At 63.3% G+C, this 18,228-nt stretch carries 15 protein-coding genes; 5 read left to right on the top strand and 10 right to left on the bottom strand.

Annotated features, from left to right (window positions below; all coding sequences use genetic code 11):
• Positions 1 to 106: 106 nt before the first annotated feature.
• Positions 107 to 1,144: a tRNA 2-selenouridine(34) synthase MnmH gene (gene mnmH, locus ACFTOW_RS12430; RefSeq protein ID WP_379916151.1), complete on the top strand. Its 1,038-nt coding sequence runs from the start codon at positions 107 to 109 to the stop codon at positions 1,142 to 1,144.
• Here the strand turns inward: mnmH and selD are convergent.
• A complete protein-coding gene (gene selD / locus ACFTOW_RS12435; protein ID WP_379916154.1) occupies positions 1,131 to 3,305 on the bottom strand; it encodes a selenide, water dikinase SelD in 2,175 nt (724 codons plus the stop codon). The genes mnmH and selD overlap by 14 nt on opposite strands.
• A 102-nt stretch (positions 3,306 to 3,407) precedes the next feature.
• On the bottom strand, positions 3,408 to 4,922 hold the full coding sequence (locus ACFTOW_RS12440; protein WP_379916156.1) for a malonate--CoA ligase: 1,515 nt from the start codon (positions 4,920 to 4,922) through the stop codon (positions 3,408 to 3,410).
• An 83-nt stretch (positions 4,923 to 5,005) separates the two neighbouring features.
• Here ACFTOW_RS12440 and ACFTOW_RS12445 point away from each other — a divergent pair, with 83 nt between their 5' ends.
• Positions 5,006 to 5,929, top strand: coding sequence for a DMT family transporter (locus tag ACFTOW_RS12445; RefSeq protein WP_379916158.1), 924 nt, complete (start codon positions 5,006 to 5,008; stop codon positions 5,927 to 5,929).
• Positions 5,930 to 5,996: 67 nt separating this feature from the next.
• Here the strand turns inward: ACFTOW_RS12445 and ACFTOW_RS12450 are convergent, their stop codons facing one another.
• From ACFTOW_RS12450 to ACFTOW_RS12470, 5 genes are all read right to left on the bottom strand, one after another.
• Entirely contained in the window at positions 5,997 to 7,337 is a 1,341-nt protein-coding gene (locus ACFTOW_RS12450; protein ID WP_379916160.1) for an NAD(P)/FAD-dependent oxidoreductase, read from the bottom strand.
• Positions 7,334 to 8,152: an ABC transporter permease gene (locus tag ACFTOW_RS12455; RefSeq protein WP_379916162.1), complete on the bottom strand. Its 819-nt coding sequence runs from the start codon at positions 8,150 to 8,152 to the stop codon at positions 7,334 to 7,336. The genes ACFTOW_RS12450 and ACFTOW_RS12455 overlap by 4 nt, the downstream gene beginning before the upstream one ends.
• A gap of 4 nt (positions 8,153 to 8,156) precedes the next feature.
• On the bottom strand, positions 8,157 to 9,050 hold the full coding sequence (locus tag ACFTOW_RS12460; protein ID WP_379916164.1) for an ABC transporter permease subunit: 894 nt from the start codon (positions 9,048 to 9,050) through the stop codon (positions 8,157 to 8,159).
• Positions 9,051 to 9,053: 3 nt separating this feature from the next.
• Positions 9,054 to 10,178: an ABC transporter ATP-binding protein gene (locus ACFTOW_RS12465; protein WP_379916166.1), complete on the bottom strand. Its 1,125-nt coding sequence runs from the start codon at positions 10,176 to 10,178 to the stop codon at positions 9,054 to 9,056.
• A gap of 101 nt (positions 10,179 to 10,279) precedes the next feature.
• Positions 10,280 to 11,365 carry a polyamine ABC transporter substrate-binding protein gene (locus tag ACFTOW_RS12470; protein ID WP_379916168.1) on the bottom strand — a complete coding sequence of 362 codons (1,086 nt, stop codon included), beginning with the start codon at positions 11,363 to 11,365 and terminating at the stop codon, positions 10,280 to 10,282.
• A 146-nt stretch (positions 11,366 to 11,511) separates the two neighbouring features.
• Here ACFTOW_RS12470 and ACFTOW_RS12475 point away from each other — a divergent pair, with 146 nt between their 5' ends.
• Positions 11,512 to 12,216, top strand: a complete 705-nt coding sequence (locus ACFTOW_RS12475; RefSeq protein ID WP_379916171.1) for a GntR family transcriptional regulator — start codon at positions 11,512 to 11,514, stop codon at positions 12,214 to 12,216.
• 79 nt (positions 12,217 to 12,295) lie between these two features.
• Positions 12,296 to 13,693 (top strand): aspartate aminotransferase family protein, encoded by a 1,398-nt coding sequence (locus ACFTOW_RS12480; protein WP_379916173.1) that lies wholly within the window; start codon positions 12,296 to 12,298, stop codon positions 13,691 to 13,693.
• 224 nt (positions 13,694 to 13,917) lie between these two features.
• On the opposite strand, the gene ACFTOW_RS12485 is transcribed toward ACFTOW_RS12480, so the two are convergent.
• From ACFTOW_RS12485 to ACFTOW_RS12495, 3 genes are all read right to left on the bottom strand, one after another.
• Entirely contained in the window at positions 13,918 to 14,379 is a 462-nt protein-coding gene (locus ACFTOW_RS12485) for a type II toxin-antitoxin system PemK/MazF family toxin (RefSeq protein WP_379916175.1), read from the bottom strand.
• Between the two features lie 109 nt (positions 14,380 to 14,488).
• Positions 14,489 to 15,481, bottom strand: coding sequence for an IS1595 family transposase (locus ACFTOW_RS12490; protein ID WP_379916177.1), 993 nt, complete (start codon positions 15,479 to 15,481; stop codon positions 14,489 to 14,491).
• An 83-nt stretch (positions 15,482 to 15,564) separates the two neighbouring features.
• Positions 15,565 to 16,749, bottom strand: a complete 1,185-nt coding sequence (locus tag ACFTOW_RS12495; protein WP_379916179.1) for a M24 family metallopeptidase — start codon at positions 16,747 to 16,749, stop codon at positions 15,565 to 15,567.
• A gap of 336 nt (positions 16,750 to 17,085) precedes the next feature.
• Between ACFTOW_RS12495 and ACFTOW_RS12500 the strand changes: the two genes are divergently transcribed.
• Complete coding sequence (locus ACFTOW_RS12500) at positions 17,086 to 18,186, top strand: ABC transporter ATP-binding protein (RefSeq protein ID WP_379916181.1); 1,101 nt, start codon at positions 17,086 to 17,088, stop codon at positions 18,184 to 18,186.
• Positions 18,187 to 18,228 lie beyond the last annotated feature (42 nt).

The following is an 18,228-nucleotide window of genomic DNA, read 5'->3' on the forward strand; positions in this document are numbered from 1 at the left end:
CCTACTTGTTGGTGCAATCTTACCGGATTTATATGCGTTTGCAAATAAATTGCCGCGCGCTTGCGCCCACTGGTCAAGCCAGGGCCGCTGTGGCATCTGATGCGCCATGCCCGTCACCCTGACATCCCTGCAAGACCTGACCGATCTGCCGTTTGATGAGATCATCGACGTGCGGTCCCCGGCTGAATTTGCCGAGGATCACGTGCCCGGTGCCATCAACCTGCCCGCGCTGAACAATGACGAGCGGGCGGTGGTCGGCACGATGTACACGCAAGACAGCCCGTTCAAGGCGCGCAAGCTGGGCGCGGCGCTGGTGGCGCAGAACGCCGCGCTGCATTTGCAGGGGCCGTTGGCGGATCGCGACGGGGCGTGGCGGCCGTTGGTCTATTGCTGGCGGGGCGGGCAGCGGTCGGGGTCTTTCACCTCGATCCTGCAACAGATCGGCTGGCGGGCCGACATTGTGCAGGGTGGCTACAAATCCTACCGGCGGCTGGTCGTTCAGGCGCTTTATGCCGAAACAGTGCCGCATCGTGTGGCTCTGATCGACGGCGGCACCGGCACAGCCAAGACCCGCGTGCTGGACCTGCTGGCCGAGGCGGGGGCGCAGGTGATCGACCTGGAAGGTCTGGCAAATCATCGCGGATCGCTGTTCGGCGGCATGGGCGCGCAGCCATCACAAAAGATGTTCGAATCCCGCATCGCCATGGCGCTGGTGCAGGCCGATCCGGCGCGGCCGGTTTTTCTGGAGGCCGAAAGCAACAAGGTGGGCGAGTTGCTGATACCCCCGACCCTGTGGAAGGCGATGCAGACCGCCCCGCGCATCACGCTGACCGCCCCGTTGCAGGCGCGCGCCGCCTATACCGCGCGCGCCTATGCGGATGTGACCCGCGATAGCGCGCGTTTGGCCGACACGCTGGATGCATTGCGACCCTATCACAGCGCAAAACAGATCGAGGCATGGCAGGAGATGGCTGCGCAAGGCGCGTTTCAAGCGCTGGCCGCCGATCTGATCGCACTGCATTATGACCCGCGCTATCAGAAAAAGGCGGCTGCCCGCGCTGGGGACATCGAAGTGCAACTGGATGCGCTGGACGATGACAGCCTGCGGGCAGTGATTCCGCAAATCGTCTCTAACACAGGGTGATCTGCGCAGGGCCTTCGCCCAGCGTGCCGATGATCGCGGCGTCATGGCCTTGCGTCAGCAAGTCGGCCAGCATCGCTTGTGCCTGACCGGCGGGAACGACGGCCAGCAATCCGCCCGCCGTCTGCGGATCGTGCAGCAGTTGCGCGCGCGGGCTGTCAGGGCCGAAGACCGGCGCGGCATCGCGATTGGGCTGGAACAGGGTCGAATGATGGCCCTGCTCGGCCAGTCCTTCGGCTCCGGCATAAACCGGGATCGCCGCCAGATCGAGTGTCGCAGACACGCCCGATGCACGACAGATCGTCATCAGGTGCCCGGCCAGCCCAAAGCCGGTCACATCCGTCATCGCATGCGCGTTGCGCAGGGTGTGCGCCGCATCGCCCTGCGGCTGCGCCATCCGGTCCAGCATCGCGACCACATGGCGCCCTTTTGCGGCCCGTGCCATGTCAGCGGCCAGGATCACGCCCGTCCCGATCGGCCGCGTCAGGATCAACACGTCACCGGGCCGCGCGCCGCTGGTCAGAACAGGCTCTGTTTCGGCCAGACCCGTGACGGTGAACCCGATGGTCAATTCAGCTCCCATGCTGGAATGTCCGCCTGCAATCGCCGCGCCTGCCGCGCCGAACACGTCGGTTGCCGCCGCCATCACCTCGTCCAGCGTGCGGGCCTGCAAGGCGGGTGACATGCGGGGCAGGATGATCTGCGCCAATGCCACTTGCGGGCGCGCGCCCATCGCCCAGATGTCGCCCAAGGCATGCACCGCCGCGATGCGCGCCATCAGGTAGGGGTCATCGACAAAGCCGCGCAGGTGGTCGGTGGTGATCACCTGCCGCTGTCCGCCGATGTCCAGGACCGCGGCATCATCCCCCGCCCCGGTCAGCAGATCTGGCCGGGCAAGGGGTTTCAGCCGTGACAGAGACTGCTGCAGCACATCGCTGCCCACCTTGGCCCCGCAGCCGCCACACAGCGGCTTGTCGTCCAGCATCTGCGTCACGCCCTGTGCCATCACCGCCGGGCGGTCAGGGGCGGGCATGTCGGGCAACTCTTCAAGGCTGCGCATGAACTTTGTGTCGATCCGGTTTTTCAAGCGCCACAGCAGCTTGCCGGATACCGCGAGCCCCAGCTTTTCGGCCAGCGCCACCTTGCCGCCCAGCGAGATCAGCTTGAGGTAGTCACGCTGCGGTTTGAAGGTGCGCAAAGGCGCGCCTGCGGCCGCAGCGCGCAGGTTGTCGAACAGCACGGGCGCTGCGCGCACGGCAAAGACGCCCGCCTTGGGCCGGGGATGCGCGGCCATATGGGCGCAGTCGCCACAGGCAAACAGCGCGGGATCGTCCTGCACCTGCAATGTGTCACTGATATTGATGAATCCGTCGGTCAGCGGCAAATCTGTCATGGCCAGCCAGCCATGCGGATAGGCCCCCGCCGCACCCACAACCAACGCCGCCTGCACCGAACTGCCACCCTCAAGCACGACGCCCTGCGACGTCACCTCCTGCGCACGGGTGTTGGTCAGAAAGGTCACGCCCTGATCCGCCATCGCCCGGGTCAGCCTTCGCCCGGTCGCCGGGGGCACGCCGCCAATACCCTCCGACCCTTCGATCACCGTGATCTGTGGCGTGGCCCCGTCGGCACGCAGGGCATGGGCCATCGCCATCGACAGTTCCACCCCGGCCACGCCGCCGCCGATCACAGCCACGCTTGGCGGGGCCTGCCCGGCGGCCACCTGTGCGCGGAACTGCTGCCAGCGCTCGGAATAGGCGTCCAGCGGCTTGGCCCCGACGGCGTGCTTGGCAAAACCGGGCAGGCGCTCCATCTGCGCGGTGATGCCGATATCAAAGGATGCAAGGTCATAGGCCACGGGCGGGCGCGCATTCAGGTGAATCAGACCCTGTTTCCGGTCAATCCCAACAGCATGATCCACGATCATCCGCGCCCCGGCAAAGCGGCACAGGCGGATCAGGTCGATGTCCAACTCGTCCCGCGTGTAGTGTCCGGCGATATGGCCGGGCAGCATGCCGGAATAGGGCGCGGTCGGGCCAGGGTTTATCAGCGTCAGCCGCGCGCCGGGCAGCGGGGCCATGCCCCATTTGCGCAACACCAGCGCATGAGTATGACCACCACCGATCAGAACGATGTCGCGGGTCAGGGGCAGGGGGGCATGCATGGGCGGACCTTTGGCTTGGATGCTTGGGGTCTGTCATGCCAGTACCCGCCCCCGCAAGGCGCCGCGATGTCACAAGCGCGGCATGGGGCTGGCGCTCAGGCTCTAACCCTTGGCAAAAAGCCCCTGGTACTCGTCGCGCAGCACGTTTTTCTGCACCTTGCCCATGGTGTTGCGCGGCAGCGCGTCGACCACCAGCAGCTTGCGGGGGTGCTTGAACCGCGCAAGGCTGTCGCCAAGGCTGGCCATGATCGCATCCGTGTCCGGCGTCTCGCCCGAACGGCGGACCAGAATGCCAACCGGGCTTTCGCCGAAATCCGGATGCGGCACGCCGATCACTGCGGATTCCTGCACGCCGGGGGCCTGATCCAGCACCAGTTCGACTTCCTTGGGATAGATGTTGTAGCCGCCGGAAATGATCAGATCCTTGCCGCGTCCGACGATGGTGACATAGCCATCGGCATCAATCAGACCCAGATCGCCGGTGATGAAAAAGGCGTTGTCGCGCAGTTCCTCGGCGGTCTTTTCGGGCATCTGCCAGTAACCCTTGAACACGTTGGGGCCGCGCACCTCGATCGTGCCGATCTCGCCTTGCGGCAGCTCTGTGCCCTGATTGTCGCAGACGCGCAGGTCGATGCCCGGCAGGGCAAAGCCCACGGTGCCCGCCCGGCGTTCCCCGTCATAGGGGTTCGAGGTGTTCATGTTGGTCTCTGTCATGCCATAGCGTTCAAGAATGCGGTGGCCGGTGCGGCCCTCGAACTCGCGATGCGTTTCGGCCAGCAGAGGGGCCGAGCCGGAAATGAACAGCCGCATGTTGCGCGCATGATCGGCGGTGAAATCATCGCGCTCCAGCAGGCGGGTGTAGAATGTTGGCACCCCCATCATCGTGGTGGCGCGGGGCATGTCGCGGATGATCGCCTGCACGTCGAAACCGGGGTAGAACACCATCTGCGCGCCGGACAGCAGGCAGATGTTGGTCGCCACGAACAGCCCGTGGGTGTGAAAGATCGGCAGCGCGTGCAGCAGCACGTCGTCAGAGGTAAAGCGCCAGACATCCGTCAGGACCTGCGCGTTGGATAGCAGGTTGCCCTGAGTCAGCATCGCGCCCTTGGAGCGCCCGGTGGTGCCCGAGGTATACAAAAAAGCGGCCAGATCGTTGTTTTCCCGTTCAACAGTGTCGAACTGATCGGGATTTCCCGCCACCATCTCGGCAAAGCTGCCCGTGCCATCGGCGTTCAGGGTTTCCTGACGCGCGCCTGAATTGGCGGACACAGGGGCGAGCCCATCGGCGTTCTTTCCATCGCACAGGAAAAGTTTTGCACCGCTGTTTTCCTGGAAATACGCCACCTCGGCCGGGGTGTAGGCGGTATTGAGCGGCAGAAAGATCACCCCGGTCTGCGCGCATGCGGCATAGACCGCCAGCGCCTGCGGGGATTTGGCGATCTGCACCGCCAGCCGGTCGCCCGCTTTCAGACCACAATGCACGATCTGATGCGCATATTGCGCAGCCATGCGCAAAAAGGCGTCATGGGTGAGCGTGCTGCCGTCCGGCAGATGCAGGAACACCGTGTCCTGCCCCGCGTGACGGCCAAAAAGTGTGTCGTAAAGCGGATTGCCCATCTGGTCCCCCCCAAGCGTTTGATGTTTAGTGCCACAGGGGCGCAGGCTGGTCCAGCGGTGCGACCCGGGCAAGGAAATCCGCAATGCAGCCGATCAAGGGCATATTCTTCAAACTGGCGTCCGTGACGCTGTTCATCACCATGGCCTCGCTGATCAAGGCCACGGCGGATCACGTGCCACCGGGGCAGGCGGTTTTTTTCCGGTCGTTTTTTGCCATCCCGGTGATCTTTGTCTGGCTGGCGATGCGGGGCGACCTGCGCACGGGGCTGAGGGTGACATCAAGGCTGGCGCATTTCTGGCGCGGCTTCGTGGGCACGATGGCGATGGGGCTGATGTTTGCCGGGCTGGGCCTGTTGCCCCTGCCCGAGGTGACGGCCATCGGCTACGCCGCGCCGCTTTTGACGGTGGTGTTTGCCGCGATGTTCCTGAACGAAGAGGTGCGCGCCTTTCGTCTGGCCGCTGTCGGGCTGGGTCTGGCGGGGGTGCTGATCGTGCTTAGCCCGCGCATGACGGTGTTTTCCGGCGAAGAGGTGGCGCGGGCCGAGGCGCTGGGCGCGATGCTGGTGCTGATGGGCGCGGTCTGTGCCGCACTGGCGCAGATCTATGTGCGCAAGCTGGTCCAGACCGAGCAGACATCGGCCATCGTGTTCTATTTCTCGCTGACGTCCACGGTTCTGTCGTTGCTGACCCTGCCCTTTGGCTGGGTCGTCCCCACGGGGACCGAGGCGGTCTTGCTGGTGCTGGCCGGTCTGCTGGGCGGGATGGGGCAGATTTTCCTGACTTCGGCCTATCGCTATGCCGATGCCAGCGTGGTGGCACCGTTCGACTATGCCTCGATGCTTATGGCGATCGCGATCGGGTATTTCGTATTCTCCGAGGTGCCGAATGTGCAGATGCTGATCGGGGCGGGTCTGGTGATCCTGGCCGGGGTGACGATCATCTGGCGCGAGCATGCGCTGGGGCTGAAGCGCGAAAAGGCGCGGCAGGGGATGACCCCACAGGGGTAGGCGGGGGGCGCTGCCCCCGTCCGCGCCTGCGCGCGGACTCCCCCGGAGTTTTCGGGCAAGATGAAGGTCAGGACAGGCGGTCGCGGATACCGGCCATCGCGTAGATTGCGGGCATGAGCGCGCGCCGGAACCGGCCCAGCGGAAAGCGTGTGGCGGGGGCCTGCATGAGCGTCGGATAACGCCGGTCCGGTGCGCGCCCCAGCGCCAGATCGGCCAGCAACGCGCCGGTGTAGCTGCCCATGGCGACGCCGTTGCCATGATAGGCAAACCCGGCAAAGGCACCCGGCATGCCCGGGATCGGACCGCAATAGGGCACCAGCCCGGCGGACAGGCAGACCATGCCCGACCAGTTGTGCGGGGTTTCGACGTGGTGCCACGCCGGGAACATCGCGTCGAAATGCGCGCGAGTGGTGCGGATCGCAGCTCGGTCGGCAGCGGGCGACGAGGTCAACCCGCCGCGCCTGCCAAACAGAAAACGATTGTCGGGCATCAGCCGAAAGTAATGCAACAAGAAGCGCGAGTCGAAGGCCATCTGCGCGCTGGTCCAGCCGGCGGCCTGTTTCTCGGTCTCGGTCAGCGGGCGAGTGACCAGCACGTTGGATTGCGCGGGCATGTAGCGCGCGGCCATCCAGGGCGGCACATCCTCGGAACTGTAGCCATTGGTGGCCAGGATCAGGCGACGGGCGGTGATGCGGCCCTGCGGCAGAGTCAGTTGGTGATGATCGCCATTGCGGGCGATGCCGGTGACCGGGCTTTGGCCGTGGATGCGCGCGCCTGCGTTCCCTGCTGCGCGCAGCAGGCCAGCCAGGTACTTGCGCGGGTTCAGGGCAAAACCGATGGGCACGGTCACCCCGCCGTGAAACGGGCCGGACAGGCCCAGCCGGTCCAGATCGGCGGCGTCATGCAGGGTCGGGGTGACGCCGTAGTCGCGGGTTGCGTCACCGGCATGGGCGGCCATGGCGCGCATTGCGGCGGGGGAATGGGCCAGCAGGGTTTCGCCCTGCGAATGGGTGTCGGCGTCGATCCCGTGACGGTCCAGCAGGTCGGCGACCAGTGCTATGGCATCCGCCTCGGTCCGGCGCCAGTCGGCGCGGGCGGGTTCGCCATGCTGGTGGCGGATCATCGCGTCATCGGCCTTGGCCCCGCCCAGGCAGCAGAACCCGCCATTGCGCCCCGAGGCCCCCCAGCCGGGGTGCTGCGCATCGACCACCACCACATCGGCCCCTGCCTGCGCCAGATGCAGCGCGGCTGACAGGCCTGTGAACCCGGCCCCGATCACCGTCACATCGGCGCGGATGTCGCCCGTTACAGGGGCACGCGACAACGCCGCATCGGGCACGGTGGTGGCCCAGTAATTGCCCTTCACCGGGTCGGGACCATAGGCATGAGGGCCAAAGATGTGTTTCATGCGGTGCGGGCGGCGGCCTGTTCGTCGCGTTGTTGCGCCAGCGAGGCGCGCTTCGAGATCAGCGAGGCGGCGATCACCCCGACCGTGACGATGGCGATCATGATGGTGGACAGCGCGTTGATTTCAGGCGACACGCCCAGCCGCACCGCCGAGAATATCTTGATCGGCAGGGTGGTGGCCGATGGCCCGGCGGTAAAGGAGGCTATCACCAGATCATCCAGCGACAGCGTGAACGCCAACAGCCAGCCCGAGATGACCGCAGGCGCGATGATCGGCAGGGTGACAAGGCGGAAACTGTCAAAGGGTGTGCAGCCCAGATCCAGTGCGGCCTCTTCCAGCGACTTGTCGAAACTGACCAGCCGCGAGGAGACGACGACCGAGACAAAGCACATCGAGAACGTCGTATGCGCCAGGATGATGGTGAAGATCCCCCGGTCCAGACCGATGCCGATGAACAGAAGCAGCAGCGACAGGCCGGTGATCACCTCTGGCATCACCAGCGGCGCATAGATCATGCCGGAAAACAGCGTGCGCCCATAGAACCGCCCGGCGCGCACCAGAACGATGGCCGCCATCGTGCCCAGGACCGTGGCGATGGTCGAGGACGCGACCGCCACCTGCACCGTGACCCAGGCGGCATCGAGAAAGGCGTCGTTCTGGAACAGCTCGCCATACCAGCGGGTGCTGAACCCGGCCCAGACCGTGACAAGCTTGGATGCATTGAAGCTGTAGATCACGAGAATGATCATCGGCAGGTACAGAAAGGCAAAACCCAAGGTCAGGGCGGTCGCGTTGAACCATGTGAAACGCCGCATGGCCTTATCCCCCCTCGCGTTCGCGCTGGATCTGTTCGTTGCGCTGGAACAGGATGATCGGGATGATCAGGATCAGCAGCAGGATCACCGCCACGGCGCTGGCCACGGGCCAGTCGCGGTTGTTGAAGAACTCCTCCCACAGCACCTTGCCGATCATCAGCGTTTGCGAGCCGCCCAGCAGCGAGGGGATGACGAATTCGCCCAGCGTCGGGATGAAGACCAGAAAACAGCCCGCGATGATGCCGCTTTTGGACAGCGGGATGGTGATCAGCCAGAAGGCGGTAAAGCGCGAGCAGCCCAGATCCTCGGCTGCTTCGAGCAGGGCGCCATCCATCTTTTCCAGCGTGGCATAGATTGGCAGGATCATGAACGGCAAGTAGGTATAGACGATCCCGATATAGACGGCGGTGTTGGTGTTAAGGATGACCAGCGGCGTGTCGATCAGGCCCAGCCAGAACAGGAACTGGTTGAGGATGCCGTCATTCGACAGGATGCCCATCCATGAGTAGACCCGGATCAGAAAGCTGGTCCAGAACGGCAGGATCACCAGCAGCATCAGCGTGGGCCGCCATTCATCGGGGGCCATCGCCATGCCATAGGCGATGGGATAGCCGACAAGCAGGGTCAGAAACGTGGCCAGCGCCGCGATCTGCAGGCTGGACAGGTAGGCCCGCCAGTACAGGTCATCCTGCGTCAGGAAGATGAAATTGTCGAAGTCGAGTTCTGAAAAGAACGCCTTGATGCCTGTCCAGCCCTCGGTCAGGTCCAGCGTGGGCAGATAAGGCGGAATGGCCAGCGCGGTGTCTGACAGGCTGATCTTGATAACGATCAGGAACGGGATCAGGAACAGCGCCAGCAGCCAGATGTAGGGCACCGCGATCAGGGCAAGGCGGCGCATCTCTCAGGCCTCCAGCAGGACGGGGGCGGTGTCTGTCCAGCTCAGCCAGACGCGATCCTCCCATGTCAGGCTTCGGCGCGACAGGCGGCGGGTGTTGGCAAGCTGCGCCTTCATCATCGTGCCGTCGGCCAGTTTGACATGATAGGTCGACAGGTTGCCCAGATAGGCGATGTCGATGATCTGGCCCCGCACCTTGTTGGCGACATCCTGCGGCTCGTCCGCCGAGATCGCCACCTTTTCCGGCCGCATCGCCAGAAAGCACTTCTGCCCCTTCGAAAACGACTTGTCGGTCTTCACATGCAGGCTGGGCTGGCCTTCGGCCCAGTCCACGTCATAGCCGTCGTTGGCGGGGGTGGCGGCACCGGCGATGATGTTCACATCGCCGATGAAGTCGGCGACATAGACCGAGTTGGGCAGCTCATAGATCACCGGTGGGGTGGCGACCTGAATGATCCGCCCCTCGTCCATCACCGCCACGCGGCTGGCCACGGTCATCGCCTCTTCCTGGTCGTGGGTGACGATGACAAAGGTCGTGCCGGTCTTTTCCTGGATATCCATCAGCTCGAACTGCGTGTCCTGTCGCAGCTTGGCGTCCAGCGCGCCCAGCGGTTCGTCCAGCAGCAGCAGCTTGGGCGCCTTGGCCAGCGAGCGCGCCAGCGCCACGCGCTGCCGCTGACCGCCGGAGATCTGATGCGGTTTGCGCTGGGCGAAACGGTCCAGCCGGGTCAGGCGCAGCATTTCCGATACGCGCGCCTCGATCTGGTCCTTGGGCTTGCCTTCGCGTTTCAGGCCAAAGGCGATGTTTTCCCAGACCGACAGGTGCGGGAACAGCGCGTAGGACTGGAACATCATGTTCACCGGGCGCTTGTTGGGTGCGATGCCCGTCATGTCCTGACCGCCGATCAGGATCTTGCCCTCGGTCGGGGTTTCAAACCCAGCCAGCATGCGCATCATCGTGGTCTTGCCGCAGCCCGACGGGCCCAGCAGGGCAAAGAACTCCTTGGCAAAGATGTCCTGTGTCAGATTGTCGATGGCGACGAAATCGCCGAACCGCTTGGTCACGTTCACGAACTGGATCAGCGGCTTTTCGTTTGGATCTTCCCAAGGGGCAAAGACGGTATCGGCCATATCTGTGGTTTCCCGAAGCCCGTCCCGGGCCTGACCCGGGATCTGGTGGTAAAACACCCCGGCACAGCATGGCCGGGGTGCATGGTTCATTTTTGCAGGGATCAGATACCCGATTTCACCTTGGTCCACATGCGGGTCAGCGTGCGCTGATCGCGGACACCAAAGGGCGTGACGGTGTACAGTTGTTCAAGCGCCGCCTCGTCAGGATAGATCGCCGGATCGTTGATCACGTCGTCGTTCAGGAACTCCTGCGACGCCAGGTTGCCATTGGCGAAATACACATAGTTGGTGGCCGCCGCCATGTTCTGCGCGTCCATGATGAAGTTCAGGAAGGTGTGCGCCGCCTCGGGGTTGGGGGCATCGACCGGAATGGCCATCTGGTCGAACCACATCAACGCGCCCTCGGTCGGGGCGTTGTAGACGATTTCCACACCGTTGTCGGCCTCGTCCGCGCGGTCACGGGCCTGCAGGATGTCACCCGACCAACCAAAGGCCACGCAGATGTCGCCGTTGGCCAGCGCGTTGATATACTCGCTGCTGTGGAACTTGCGCACATGCGGGCGCACGGCCAGCAGCACCTCTTCGGCCTTGGCCATCGACTCGTCGTCCTTGCCGTCCGGGTCCATGCCGGAGTAGGCCAGTGCGGCCGGGATCATCTCGGTCGGGGCGTCCAGGAAATAGACGCCGCATGCCGCCAGCTTTTCCATGTTCGCCGGATCGAAGATCAGGTCGAGGCTGTCGAGCGGGGCGTCCTCGCCCAGCACTTCGCGCACCTTCTCGACATTGGCGCCGATGCCGGTGGTGCCCCACATGTAGTTGATGGAATAGGCGTTGTCGGGGTCGTAGGTGGCGGTGCGCTCTGAAATCACGTCCCACATGTTTTCCAGGTTGGGCAGTTTCGACTTGTCCAGTTGCTGAAAGGCCCCCGCGGTGATCTGGCGCTGCAGGAAGGTGCCGGTGGGCACAACCACGTCATAGCCCGATCCGCCCGCCAGCATCTTGGTTTCAAGCACCTCGTTGCTGTCGAACACGTCATAGATCAGGTCGATGCCGGTTTCGTCCTCGAATTTCTTCAGCAGCGATTCGTCGATGTAGTCGGACCAGTTGTAAACGCGGACCTCGTCGGCGGCCACGGCACCTGCGAGCAGGGCAAAGGCGGCGGTCATGGTAACCAGGCGTTCTGTCATTTTGTTTCTCCCGTCGGTTCAGGGTCTTTCGCCCTGAACCAAAAATTTGATCATATTTTGCCGCACGCGACAATATGGAAACTTTTCCATGACAGCGTTAAAGTAACAAGAGACGGTTCAGGCCAGACAAAGGAAATGCCCTTCAAATGAATGATTTGGCCCAGAAAACAGGCGGATCCGATGGCTTGGGTGCCGGTCTGCCTGCGCACCAGGTGATCTATGGCAAGCTGCGGGAATTGATCCTTTTTGGCGAGATTGCCCCGGGCGAGGCGGTGACGATTCAAGGTCTCTGCGCCCGTCTGGGGGCCGGCATGACCCCGGTGCGCGAGGCGATCCGCCGCCTGATTTCCGAAGGCGCGCTGGAGTTTCAGGGCAATCGGCGGGTCTGCGTGCCGCAACTGACAGCCGCCAACGTGGCCGAGATCATCTTTGCCCGGCAGTGGCTGGAATCGCATCTGGCCCTGCGCGCCACCCAGCGCGCCAAAGCCGATGATCTGGCCGGGTTGGCGCGTATCGATGCAGCCCTGGATCGCGCGATCGAGCGCGGGGAACTGCACGCCTATCTGCAGCAGAACTACTTGTTCCACCAAAGAATTTACCAGATCGCGGATGCGCCGATACTGGCCGAGATGGCCGAGCGTCTGTGGCTGCGCTTCGGCCCTGCGCTGCGGGTGATGATCGGGCGGGTGGGCACGCAGAACCTGCCCGACAAGCATCGCGCCTTGATGGAATGCATGCGCACCGGCGATCCCGAAGGGGCGGCCCGCGCCGTGCGCGAGGACATGCTGCAAGGCATGGAACAGGTGCGTGCTATGCTGGAACGCGCCCAGAACGCCCAGCCGGGCGGGTGATTCGATTGACAGCACGGAATTTGATCATATTTTGGGGGTAGAGGGCGTGCCGCGCCCATTTGTCATTCAAGAGGCCCCCATGACCCAGATCACCAACCACATGCCCACCGCCGAATTGCAGGCGCTGGATGCTGCCCATCACATGCACCCGTTCTCGACCCAGGACGCATTCACCAGGAATGGCGCACGGGTGATCACCCGGGCCGAGGGCGTGTGGATTCATGACAGCGAGGGCAACAAGATCCTCGATGGCATGGCCGGGCTGTGGTGCGTGAACGTGGGCTATGGACGCGACCGTCTGGCCGATGTGGCGGCGCGGCAGATGCGCGAGCTGCCCTATTACAACACGTTTTTCATGACGACCCACGTGCCCGCCATCGCGCTGTCGCAGAAACTGGCCGAAATCGCCCCCGGCGACCTGAACCACGTGTTCTATGCCGGGTCCGGGTCCGAGGCGAATGACACCAACATCCGCATGGTGCGCACCTACTGGGCCGAGCTGGGCAAACCCGAGAAAGCGGTGATCATCAGCCGCAAGAACGCCTATCACGGCTCGTCCGTGGGCAGCGGCAGCCTTGGCGGGATGACGGGCATGCACGCGCAGGGCGGCATGCCCATCCCCGGCATCCACCACATCGACCAGCCGAACTGGTGGGCCGAAGGCGGCAGCACCAGCCCCGAGGAGTTCGGGCTGGAACGTGCGCGGCAACTGGAAAAGGCGATTCATGACATCGGCGTCGACAAGGTTGCGGCCTTTATCGCGGAACCCGTGCAGGGGGCCGGCGGCGTGATCGTTCCGCCCGACAGCTATTGGCCGGAAATCCAGCGTATCTGCAAGGAATACAACATCCTTCTGATCGCGGACGAGGTGATCTGCGGGTTCGGTCGTACCGGCAACTGGTTCGGCTCGCAGACCGTCGGCTGGCAGCCCGACATCATGACCATCGCCAAGGGCCTGTCCTCGGGCTATCAGCCCATCGGCGGCTCGATCGTGTCCGACAAGGTCGCGGCGGTGATCGGCCAGTGCGAATTCAACCACGGCTACACCTATTCCTCGCACCCCGTCGCAGCGGCCGTGGCGCTGGAAAACATCAACATCATCGAAGAGGAAAACCTTGTCGGTCATGTCCGCGACGTGATCGGCCCGCATATGGCCGCGAAGTGGCAGGGGCTGACAGATCACCCTATGGTGGGAGAGGCCAAGATCGTGGGCATGATGGGCTCGATCGCGCTGACCCCGCACAAGGAAAGCCGCGCAAGGTTTGCCGCCGATCCGGGCACCGTGGGCTACATCACGCGCGAGCGGTGCTTTGCCAACAATCTGGTCATGCGCCACGTCGGTGACCGGATGATCATCAGCCCGCCGCTGGTGATGCAGCCCGAGGAAGCCGACATCCTGATCGAACGCGCGTGGAAGTCGCTGGACGAGGCGATGGTGCAGGTCAAGGAGCAGGGGTTGTGGGTGGCCGCCAGCTAAGGCGGGCCTTTATTCTTTATTCTTTGGGGGTGTCCGCAAACCGTGTTGGTTCACGCAAATGACATTCGATCGAAGATGTTGGGAAGGGCGATAGGGGAGCACGAGGCTCCCCTTCGCAAGTAGTTTCCCCTCTCGGGGAGGCGGTCGTCTGTCTCCAGCGCCGCAGTTGCTGAGTATCAAATAGGATCGATAAGCGCGATCCAAAAATCCAACTGGCAGAAAACCTACCGAGGTTGGGGCAACCGCAGATGTATCTTGGTGACAATCCGGTTGATTTCTTCGGGGCCAAGCCGGGGAGTCAATAATTCGGGGGCCTTCAAGCGACTTACTGCCAGGGTGAGGAGTTGATCGCAGATTGCATAGGATGTCTCGCCGTCAATCGATGTCTCAAGTAGCTCTGCCCACTTGTTGTTGCCTTGGTCGACCGTGCTGGTCGGAATCAAAGTGGCAGATCCCGAGAGGGTATTGGCGGGTGAGATGATGACCACCGGGCGTGTCTTCCACATTTCTGGCAGTTCGGCGTCCTTGGGCAATCGACACCAATACAACTCTCCGATTCGAGGAGCTCGCCGAAGCTCCGGAAGGACGCGGGGCGGCACGGTCTCGGCCACGTGACCGCGTTCTGGAGGTGGTGCTCCCACCGACAGGATTCCCTTGATGCGACGCTGAGGCTGCCCGCCATCCATTACTAATCTCCGTTCGAGCCTCCGCTTGAGGCGATTGGGATGGAGATCGGACCGTTTGTCTTCTTTCAGAAACTGGTGGGAAGCCAGTTTGCAGCCACTATTCAGTTGCCTATGAAGCCCTGACTACGTCCGCGGGCCGCAGCCCAGCCAACCGCACCTCAAGCCACCGAATGTAGCCGTTGAGGTTCTTCGTGGCTGGTCCGCAAAAGGGCTCGATGAACCTGCCATAGCGGGCGTGGAGCGAGTTCACGTTCTGGATATGATAGCAGCCCGCCGTGACACGGGTTCCGGGCTTGCTGCCTACCACGAAGTGCTCAAGGCCGCTCGCCGCAGCAAGGTTCTTGTAACCATTGCCGCCGTCCGAGCAGAGCACGGCATCGCCCGGCACCAAGGGCTTCATCGCGCGCTCCACGGTCGCGCCTTTGCGGTCCGTTAGTCGCCGGAAGAGGCAAGAGCCGCCGCGGTCAGCGACAGTCAGAATGGGGAGCTGCCACTTCGACAGTCCGCGCATCATCTTGAGGCCCTGCGTCGTGAAGTCTTCCCACCGTGGGCGCGGTGGCTGGGGGACATTCTGCGGATCGGCGAAGTGCCGAACCCATTCGCGCGATCCCTTCCGGGACTCCCGTTGATAGGTCTCATCCGCCTCGATGATCCCCGAGAAGGTCGCCGCCACGCCGCTGTTTCCGATGACCGAGAACACAAGCATCCGCCAGCGCCATATCGTGTATTTGTTGAGGTCGAGCTGCTTGGCCAGCTTGCGCACCGATTGCGGCGCGGGGCTGCCCAGCATATCCCTCAACACCTCCATGAGCAGGTCGGGGCGATGGATGCGGCCGATGGCGCTCCCGGTTCGTCCTGAATAGGTCTTTTCGCAACCGGTGCATCGGTAGCGTTGGACCCTGGTCCGAGTGCGGCCCCACTTCTGGCGTCGTTCATCGCCGCAGAAGGGGCACTTGTGTTCTTGGTTTGTCCGTGCTTCGATCTCGGAAATCGCCTCCGTCTTTCGTCGGAGATCTTGGATCTTCGTCTGGGCGTCCTCGATCTGGGCCGGGTTCAGTTTGTCGAGAGCATTGAGAAAACGGCGAAAGTCGTGGTGTAGCAAGGGCATCCTCCGCGGGAAAAGCGGAGTAAGATAGGCTCTTTCGAATTAAGACGAAGCGAACCAACACAGTTTGTGGACACCCCCTATTCTTTCACGAACAACTGCCGGGGCCGGTTGCAAAAGGTCTCGGCAGGGCCATCCTCGGTGATCAGGATGGATTCGGTGATCTCCAGACCCCAGTCGGCCATCCACAGGCCGGGCATGAAGTGGAATGTCATGCCCGGTTCCAGCACGTTTTCATCCTCGGACCGCAGGCTGATCGTGCGCTCGCCCCAGTCGGGCGGATAGGACAGCCCGATGGGATAGCCGCAGCGCGCGCCGCGCTCGATCCCGGCGCGGGTCAACGCACCGCCCAATGCCTCGGCGATGTCGCAGGCGCGGTTCCCGGCGCGGGCGGCGTCCAGCCCGGCCTCCAGCCCCTCGATCAGCGCCTCTTCGGCATGGCGCACCGCATCGGGTGGCGTGCCCAGCCAGATCGTGCGGCAGAACGGGATGTGATAGCGGCGGTAGACCCCTGCCAGTTCAAAGAACGTGCATTCGTCATGCTGCATCTGCGCGCCGTTCCAGGTGATGTGCGGCGCGCTGGCATCCGCGCCCGAGGGGCACATCGGCACGATGGCCGGGTAATCGCCCCAGTCATCGCCCACCCCGGTCAGCGCGTCGTTGTATATCGCCGCGACCAGTTCGTTCTTGCGCAGGCCGGGACGGGCGCGGGCGATGGCCCCGTCGATCATCGTCTCGGCCACCCGCGCGGCGCGACGCATGAACCCGATTTCCTCGTCCGATTTCACCGTGCGCTGCCAGTTCACCAGCCCGGTGGCATCCACCAGCGTGGCATTGGGCAGGGTTTCGGCCAGCATCGCATGCGCCTTGGCCGAGTAGTAATAATTCTCCATCTCGACGCCGACGCGGGCACGCTCGCCGCCCAGTTCGGCCAGCAGCGCCCCCAGATGCTGCATCGCGTGGCGTTCGGTGGATTGCACGTAATTGTCGGGATAGGGACGAATGTGGTCGTCATTCATCCAGACCGTGCGCCGCGCGCCATTGCCGTCCATGCCGCGGCCCCACCAGATCGGATCGCCCTCGGGGCGCAGGATAACCCCCTGATGCACATAGAATGACCACCCGTCATAGGCCGTCAGCCATGCGATGTTGGACGGGTCGGTGACGAACAGGATATCAACTCCCGCCTGATCCATCGCCCGGCGGGTCTTGGCGATGCGGCGGGCATATTCCGTCTGGCTGAAGGGGATATCCTTGTCCGTCATATAATCCTCGTCTCTTTGGGTCGCGACATGGTCGTTTTTGGCAAAAACAGCCGCACGATTCTGGACCAGATGCGACCATGCACAGCCCTTTGCACCACTACCACGGGGAAATGCCAAGCCCAGTGCGCGTTCGCCAAAAGGCCAGACGCCTTTGCGGCCCGGCCGCCGCGGTGCGATGCGCCTGAAAAACATGCCGGTTTGGACCAAATGCCTGAAAATCGCGCAACAAAGGGGGAAAAAAGCGTAAGCATGTTGCAAGGAGGGGCAAGAGACGCTTTAGTCAGTGACGGAAAAACAAGCAGGTCCACCTGCGAAAAGCAACAACGGGGAGCCGCCTTGGCTGACGCAACGAGTGATGACACGTTCGTGGTCTTTGACCGCGTGCAAAAGAGTTATGATGGCGAAACGCTGGTCGTCAAAGATCTGAACCTGTCCCTGCCGCGGGGCGAATTCCTGACGATGCTGGGGCCGTCGGGGTCAGGCAAGACCACCTGCCTGATGATGCTGGCCGGGTTCGAGACCGCGACCCACGGCGAGATCCTGCTGGGCGGCAAGCCGATCAACAACATCCCGCCGCACAAGCGCGGGATCGGCATGGTTTTCCAGAACTACGCCCTGTTTCCGCACATGACCGTGGGTGAGAACCTGTCCTTTCCGCTGGAAGTGCGCGGCATCGACAAAACCACCCGCGAGGCCAAGATCAAGCGCGCGCTGGACATGGTGCAGATGGGGGCCTTCATGAACCGCCGTCCTGCCCAGTTGTCGGGCGGTCAGCAGCAGCGCATCGCGCTGGCCCGCGCGCTGGTGTTCGAGCCTGAACTGGTGCTTATGGACGAACCTTTGGGCGCGCTGGACAAACAGCTTCGCGAACAGATGCAGTTCGAAATCACCCGCCTGGCGCATGATCTGGGGATCACGACCGTCTATGTGACCCACGACCAGACCGAGGCGCTGACCATGTCGGACCGCGTGGCGGTGTTCGACGATGGCCGCATTCAGCAGTTGGACGCGCCCGACACGTTGTACGAAGAGCCCAAGAACAGTTTCGTTGCGCAGTTCATCGGCGAAAACAACACGCTGGAAGGCGTGGTGACAAAGATCAACGGCACAAAGTGCGAAGTGCGGCTGGACGATGGCGAGATCATCGACGCGATGCCGGTCAATGTTGAATCCATTGGTGACCGCACCCGCGTCTCCATCCGGCCCGAGCGGGTCGAGGTGAACAAGTCCCGCCTTCAGGAAGGCGCGCATACGCTCAAGGCCGAGGTGCTGGAGTTCGTCTACATGGGCGACATCTTCCGCACGCGCCTGCGGGTTGCCGGGAATGACGACTTCGTGGTCAAGACCCGCAACGCCCCCGATCAGGCGCGGATGACGCCCGGCCAGCAGATCGAAATCGGCTGGCTGCCACAGGATTGCCGCGCGCTGGATGCGTAAGCGGTAGCGCGTTTCGCGCCCGACATACGGGCGCGATCGCCA

Source organism: Lacimonas salitolerans, from assembly GCF_042677865.1.
GTDB lineage: Bacteria > Pseudomonadota > Alphaproteobacteria > Rhodobacterales > Rhodobacteraceae > Lutimaribacter > Lutimaribacter salitolerans.

Excerpts from the sequence above, each read along its gene's own strand:
- mnmH (WP_379916151.1), top strand. The coding sequence starts at position 107 with ATGCCCGTCACCCTGACATCCCTGCAAGACCTGACCGATCTGCCGTTT.
- selD (WP_379916154.1), bottom strand. The coding sequence starts at position 3,305 with ATGCATGCCCCCCTGCCCCTGACCCGCGACATCGTTCTGATCGGTGGT.
- ACFTOW_RS12440 (WP_379916156.1), bottom strand. The coding sequence starts at position 4,922 with ATGGGCAATCCGCTTTACGACACACTTTTTGGCCGTCACGCGGGGCAG.
- ACFTOW_RS12445 (WP_379916158.1), top strand. The coding sequence starts at position 5,006 with ATGCAGCCGATCAAGGGCATATTCTTCAAACTGGCGTCCGTGACGCTG.
- ACFTOW_RS12450 (WP_379916160.1), bottom strand. The coding sequence starts at position 7,337 with ATGAAACACATCTTTGGCCCTCATGCCTATGGTCCCGACCCGGTGAAG.
- ACFTOW_RS12455 (WP_379916162.1), bottom strand. The coding sequence starts at position 8,152 with ATGCGGCGTTTCACATGGTTCAACGCGACCGCCCTGACCTTGGGTTTT.
- ACFTOW_RS12460 (WP_379916164.1), bottom strand. The coding sequence starts at position 9,050 with ATGCGCCGCCTTGCCCTGATCGCGGTGCCCTACATCTGGCTGCTGGCG.
- ACFTOW_RS12465 (WP_379916166.1), bottom strand. The coding sequence starts at position 10,178 with ATGGCCGATACCGTCTTTGCCCCTTGGGAAGATCCAAACGAAAAGCCG.
- ACFTOW_RS12470 (WP_379916168.1), bottom strand. The coding sequence starts at position 11,365 with ATGACAGAACGCCTGGTTACCATGACCGCCGCCTTTGCCCTGCTCGCA.
- ACFTOW_RS12475 (WP_379916171.1), top strand. The coding sequence starts at position 11,512 with ATGAATGATTTGGCCCAGAAAACAGGCGGATCCGATGGCTTGGGTGCC.
- ACFTOW_RS12480 (WP_379916173.1), top strand. The coding sequence starts at position 12,296 with ATGACCCAGATCACCAACCACATGCCCACCGCCGAATTGCAGGCGCTG.
- ACFTOW_RS12485 (WP_379916175.1), bottom strand. The coding sequence starts at position 14,379 with ATGGATGGCGGGCAGCCTCAGCGTCGCATCAAGGGAATCCTGTCGGTG.
- ACFTOW_RS12495 (WP_379916179.1), bottom strand. The coding sequence starts at position 16,749 with ATGACGGACAAGGATATCCCCTTCAGCCAGACGGAATATGCCCGCCGC.